The 4,568-nt window shown below is 74.4% G+C and carries 4 protein-coding genes and 1 pseudogene; 2 read left to right on the forward strand and 3 right to left on the reverse strand.

The annotated features are described in order from the left end of the window. A partial coding sequence (locus RIF68_RS28165) for a SidA/IucD/PvdA family monooxygenase (RefSeq protein ID WP_309054115.1) occupies positions 1-548 on the forward strand: 548 nt, incomplete at its 5' end. Positions 549-628: 80 nt separating this feature from the next. Here RIF68_RS28165 and RIF68_RS28170 read toward each other — a convergent pair. Next, the gene (locus tag RIF68_RS28170; protein WP_309054116.1) at positions 629-1,114 is read right to left on the reverse strand and encodes a carboxymuconolactone decarboxylase family protein; all 486 of its coding nucleotides are present in this window, start codon (positions 1,112-1,114) and stop codon (positions 629-631) included. A gap of 123 nt (positions 1,115-1,237) precedes the next feature. Here RIF68_RS28170 and RIF68_RS28175 point away from each other — a divergent pair, with 123 nt between their 5' ends. Continuing rightward, positions 1,238-2,152 (forward strand): pirin family protein, encoded by a 915-nt coding sequence (locus tag RIF68_RS28175; protein ID WP_309054117.1) that lies wholly within the window; start codon positions 1,238-1,240, stop codon positions 2,150-2,152. A 407-nt stretch (positions 2,153-2,559) separates the two neighbouring features. Here the strand turns inward: RIF68_RS28175 and RIF68_RS28180 are convergent, their stop codons facing one another. Further along, complete coding sequence (locus RIF68_RS28180; RefSeq protein WP_309054118.1) at positions 2,560-4,377, reverse strand: ABC transporter permease subunit; 1,818 nt, start codon at positions 4,375-4,377, stop codon at positions 2,560-2,562. A gap of 5 nt (positions 4,378-4,382) precedes the next feature. Beyond that, positions 4,383-4,568 (reverse strand): annotated as a pseudogene (locus RIF68_RS28185) (ABC transporter substrate-binding protein); the annotation flags it as partial.

Here is a 4,568-nt window from a genome sequence, read left to right on the forward strand (position 1 = left end):
AGGCACGGGACCGGCTCGTCGGCGAGCAGTGGCAGTTCTACAAGGGGATCTCGACCGACACCCTCGACGAGATCCACGAACTGCTCTACCGGCGTCAACTCGAACACGGCCTCGCCGACGTGGAGTTTCGCATCGGCACCACCGTGGAGGCGGCGAGGACCGAGGCGTCGGGGCGGACGGTCCTCGTCTGCCGGCACCGCGACTCCGGCGAGCGCTTCGAGCACACGACGGACCTCGTCGTGGCCGCCACCGGCTACCGCAACCGCGTGCCCGACTTCCTGGAGCCGGTGGACGGCCTGATCCGGCGCGACGACCGGGGCCGGTACAAGGTGCGGCTCGACCATTCCGTCGAGCTCGCGGACGGCGTCACGGGACGGGTCTTCGTCGCCAATGCCGAGGTCCACTCCCACGGCGTCTCGGCGCCGAACCTGGACATCGGAGCCGTACGCAACGCCACGATCCTCAACGCCGTCACCGGTCGCGAGACCTACCGGCTGCCGAAGCGGAGCGCCTTCACCCGCTTCGACGTGCCGCGGGGGACCGCGTAGACGGCACCGGCCACGCCGCTCCGGCCACGCCGCTCCGGCCACGCCGCCCCCGGGCCTTCGCGCCCCGGGGGCGGCGTCGCTCACGCCTGGGGCGACTCGCGTACCGGGTGCTTGCTGAGGATCGACACGCGGTTGAACGCGTTGATGGTGATCGCGACCCAGATCACGGCCGAGATCGCCTCCTCGTCCAGCACCTCGCGCGCCTCGGCGTACGCCCGTTCCTGGGCGGAGGCGTCGGCGGGGTCGGTCACCGCCTCGGCCAGGCCCAGCGCGGCCCGCTCCCGGGGCGTGAACAGCTCGGTGTCCCGCCAGGCGGGCAGCACCCCGAGACGGCGGGTCGTCTCGCCGGCGCGCAGCGCGGCCCGGGTGTGCACGTCGAGGCAGGCGGCGCAGCCGTTGATCTGGGAGACGCGCAGATTGACCAGCTCGACCAGGATCCGGTCGAGCCCCGCCTCGGCCGCGGTCGCCCGCACCGCCTCGGCCGTCTGCACCAGGGCGTGGTACGCCTTGGGGCTCTGCTTGTCCACGAAGACCCGCCGTGCTCGGGTTCCTGCCGTGCCGTCCATGCCGTACTCCTTCGCCGCCCCGACGGGCCTTGTTCCGCCGGCTCCTGTAAGGAACCCTCGTCAGGGCTATGATCATCCCAAGTTGTTGAAATGAAAACTAAGCAGGGTGTGAAGGGGTCGGAAATGAGCCATGCCGAGGTCGAGGTGCTGACCGCCCGAGAGGTCCCCCTGGGCGGCCCCCGGGCGATGACCGTGCGACGGACCCTGCCCCAGCGCTCCCGTAGCCTCATCGGCGCCTGGTGCTTCGCCGACCACTACGGGCCCGACGAGGTCGCCACCTCCGGCGGCATGGACGTCGCACCCCACCCCCACACCGGCCTGCAAACCGTGAGCTGGCTGTTCACCGGCGAGATCGAGCACCGCGACAGCCTGGGCACCCACGCCTTCGTCCGCCCCGGCGAGGTCAACCTCATGACCGGCGGGCACGGCATCAGCCATTCCGAGGTCTCCACCCCCGCCACCACCGTCCTGCACGGCGTCCAGCTCTGGGTCGCCCTCCCCGGCGCCCATCGCCATGCCCCCCGCGACTTCCAGCACCACGTCCCCGAACCGGTGCGCCGCGACGGTGCCGAGATCCGCGTCTTCCTGGGCACCCTCGCCGGCGCGACCTCCCCGGTCCGCACCTTCACCCCGCTCCTCGGCGCGGAACTCCGCCTCGCCCCCGGCGCCACCCTCACCCTCCCCGTCGACCCCGCCTTCGAACACGGCCTCCTCGTCGACGAGGGCACCCTCGACCTCTCCGGCACCCCCCTCCGCCCCGCCGACCTCGGCTACGCCGCCCCCGGCCGTCCCACCCTCACCCTCACCAACACGGCCGCCACCCCGGCCAGGGCCGTCCTCCTCGGCGGCCCCCCGTTCGGCGAGGAGATCGTCATGTGGTGGAACTTCGTCGCCCGCACGGACGAGGAGATCCGCCAGGCCCGCGAGGACTGGATGACGGGCGACCGCTTCGGCGAGGTCAAGGGCTACGCCGGCGCTCCGCTGCCGGCCCCGGAACTCCCCAACACCCCGCTGAAGGCGCGGGGGAGGGCGCGCTGACCTGGTGTTTCCTCCTCGCGGCCGACGTCCGAAGCGGGTTCGCTCGGCCGTATCTCCGCATGCCGTTCGGCTCGGCGCCAGCGCTCCACGGCCTGCCCTCGCCGACATCCTCCCGCCCGACGTCCTCAGGACAAATGGGGGTCCTGGCGTCGGGCGAGCCCAGTGGCGGACGAGCGTGGTTCCCTGCCGACAGGCCCCTTCGGAGACCGGCGGGCGTTGATCAGTTTCCACGCCCTGCCGCGGAGGGCTGCTCCCCGTCATGACTCCAGCTTGCTGCCCCTCACCCCCCGTGTCCTTCCGCGTCGACAGCTCAAAAGCCGTCGACGCGGAAGAACATGCCGGTCACAGTTCGGGGCGAAGGAGGACGGGAGCGGGCGTCCGGGACGCCGCCGGAGCAGTGAGCGTTTTCAGTGGTGCCTCTCCGGGGTCGGGGACGGCTTCGGTACTGACGGTCGTGCGGTCGGGGCGGATTGGGGGGCGGCGGCCGAGGTCGAGACCGCGAGGACGGACAGGAGGACGAGGGCCGCGGCCGGGGCGAGCACGGTCCAGGGGGCGAGTTCGGCGTAGGGCTGGTTCTCGGAGAGCAGGCGGCCCCACTCCGGGGTGGGAGGCTGCTCGCCGAGGCCGAGGAAACCGAGGGACGCCAGGACGAGGACCGTGGTGGGCAGCCGCAGCAGCGCGTTGCGCAGCAGCGGACGGGTCAGCGCGGGCAGCAGGTGGCGGCGGAGCAGGTGGAGCCTGCCCGCGCCGAGGGAGCGGGTGGCGGCGATGTGGCCGCTCGCCCGCTCCTGCTCGTACAGGGCGGCGCTCTGGGCCGCGTACGGGGTCCATCCGACGGCGCAGACGGCGCAGGCGGCCCCCCAGACCGACGGGCCGGCGGCGGCCGTCACGAGGAGTCCCGCGAGGACGGCGGGGATGGTCGCGACCACCTCGGTCAGCCCGGCGGTCAGACGCGGCAGGAAGCCCAGGAGCAGGCCGGTCAGGGCGCTGACCAGGGTCACGGCGAGGGCCACCCCGGCGGTCCGCAGCGCGCCGTGGCCGAGCCGGGCGAGCAGGTCACGGCCGAGGGAGTCGGTGCCCAGCGGATGGGCGGGGCCGGGCGGCAGGAGCCGCGCCGCCGTGTCGACGTGCAGGGGGTCGCGCAGCAGACCCGCCACCACGAGCGCGACGAGGACCAGGGCGCACCCCGCGGCGAGGAGGCGCCGGGCGCGTCCGGTGGTCGCCTCGGGCGGCGGGGGCAGGGTGGGCAGGGCGCCGTCGCGCAGCGGGCGTCCGAGGAGGGCCCGGCGCAGCGCCTGGACGAGGAGGCCGGCGCCGGTGCCGAGGAGTACGAGCGTGAGGGTCGCCGTCTGGAGCGGCGGCAGGTCCTGGGCGACGGCGGCGTCGAGGGCGAGCCGGCCGAGCCCGGGGACGTTGAAGATCTGCTCCACCGCGACCGCGCCGCCCACCAGGGCGACGACGGTCGGCAGCAGTTGGGGCAGGACGCCGGGCAGGGCGCGGCGCAGTGCGTGCCGGGCGACGTGCCCGGGCGGGAAGCCGACGGCGTGCCAGGTCCTGGACCACGGTTCGCGGAAGGCGGCCGGCAGCGCCTGGTCGAGCAGCCCGCCGATCATCGCGCCCGACGGGATGCCGAGGGCGAGGGCGGGCAGCACCATCGACGCCGGACCCTCCCACCCGCTCGACGGGAACCAGCCCAGCCACACCCCGCCGACCAGGGCGAGCAGGGAGGCGAGGAGGAACTTGGGCAGCGCGGCCAGTACGGCCGCCGTGGTGCCGGACCGTTCCGCGCGGAGCTCGCGCCGCGCCCCGAGCCGCAGGGTGCGGGCGCAGATCCCGGCGGCGACCAGGACGGTGACGAGGAGCGCGCCCAGCATGAGGGTCAGCGAGACCCCGAACGCGGCGGTCACCCGCGGCAGCACGGGTTCCCCTGACACCCAGGAGGTGCCGGCGTCGCCGCGCGGCAGACCGCCGAGCCACGCGGTGAAGTGGGTGAGGGGCCCCTCGTCCAGTCCGAGCTCGTCGCGTACGGCGGCGAGTTCGGCAGGTGTGGGGTCCTGGTCGGCGGAGCGGGCCCGCAGCACGGTGAGGGCCGGATCGGTCCGGGACAGCCAGGGCAGCAGGGCGACGACGGCCAGGACCGCCGCCCCGGCCGCCACCCGTCCGGCGCCCGCGCCCGGCCGTGGCCATGGCCGGCGGGCGGACGCGGAACCGTACACGCTGCTCATTCCCGTTACTTGCGGCGGGTGTCGAGGGTGATCAGGGCGCGCTCGCGGGGGTCGAGGGTCACGCCCTCGACACCGGCGGCGATGCCCTGGACGACCTTCTCGTGGACGAGCGGCACGACCGCGTCCGTCCGCAGGATCGCCGCCTCGGCCGCCATGACCTTCCGCTGGCGCTGCGCCATGTCGCTCTCCTC

This window comes from Streptomyces sp., from assembly GCF_031178505.1.
GTDB lineage: Bacteria > Actinomycetota > Actinomycetes > Streptomycetales > Streptomycetaceae > Streptomyces > Streptomyces gulbargensis.

Coding starts and splice junctions, on each gene's coding strand:
- RIF68_RS28170 (WP_309054116.1), bottom strand. CDS start 1,114: ATGGACGGCACGGCAGGAACCCGAGCACGGCGGGTCTTCGTGGACAAG.
- RIF68_RS28175 (WP_309054117.1), top strand. CDS start 1,238: ATGAGCCATGCCGAGGTCGAGGTGCTGACCGCCCGAGAGGTCCCCCTG.
- RIF68_RS28180 (WP_309054118.1), bottom strand. CDS start 4,377: ATGAGCAGCGTGTACGGTTCCGCGTCCGCCCGCCGGCCATGGCCACGG.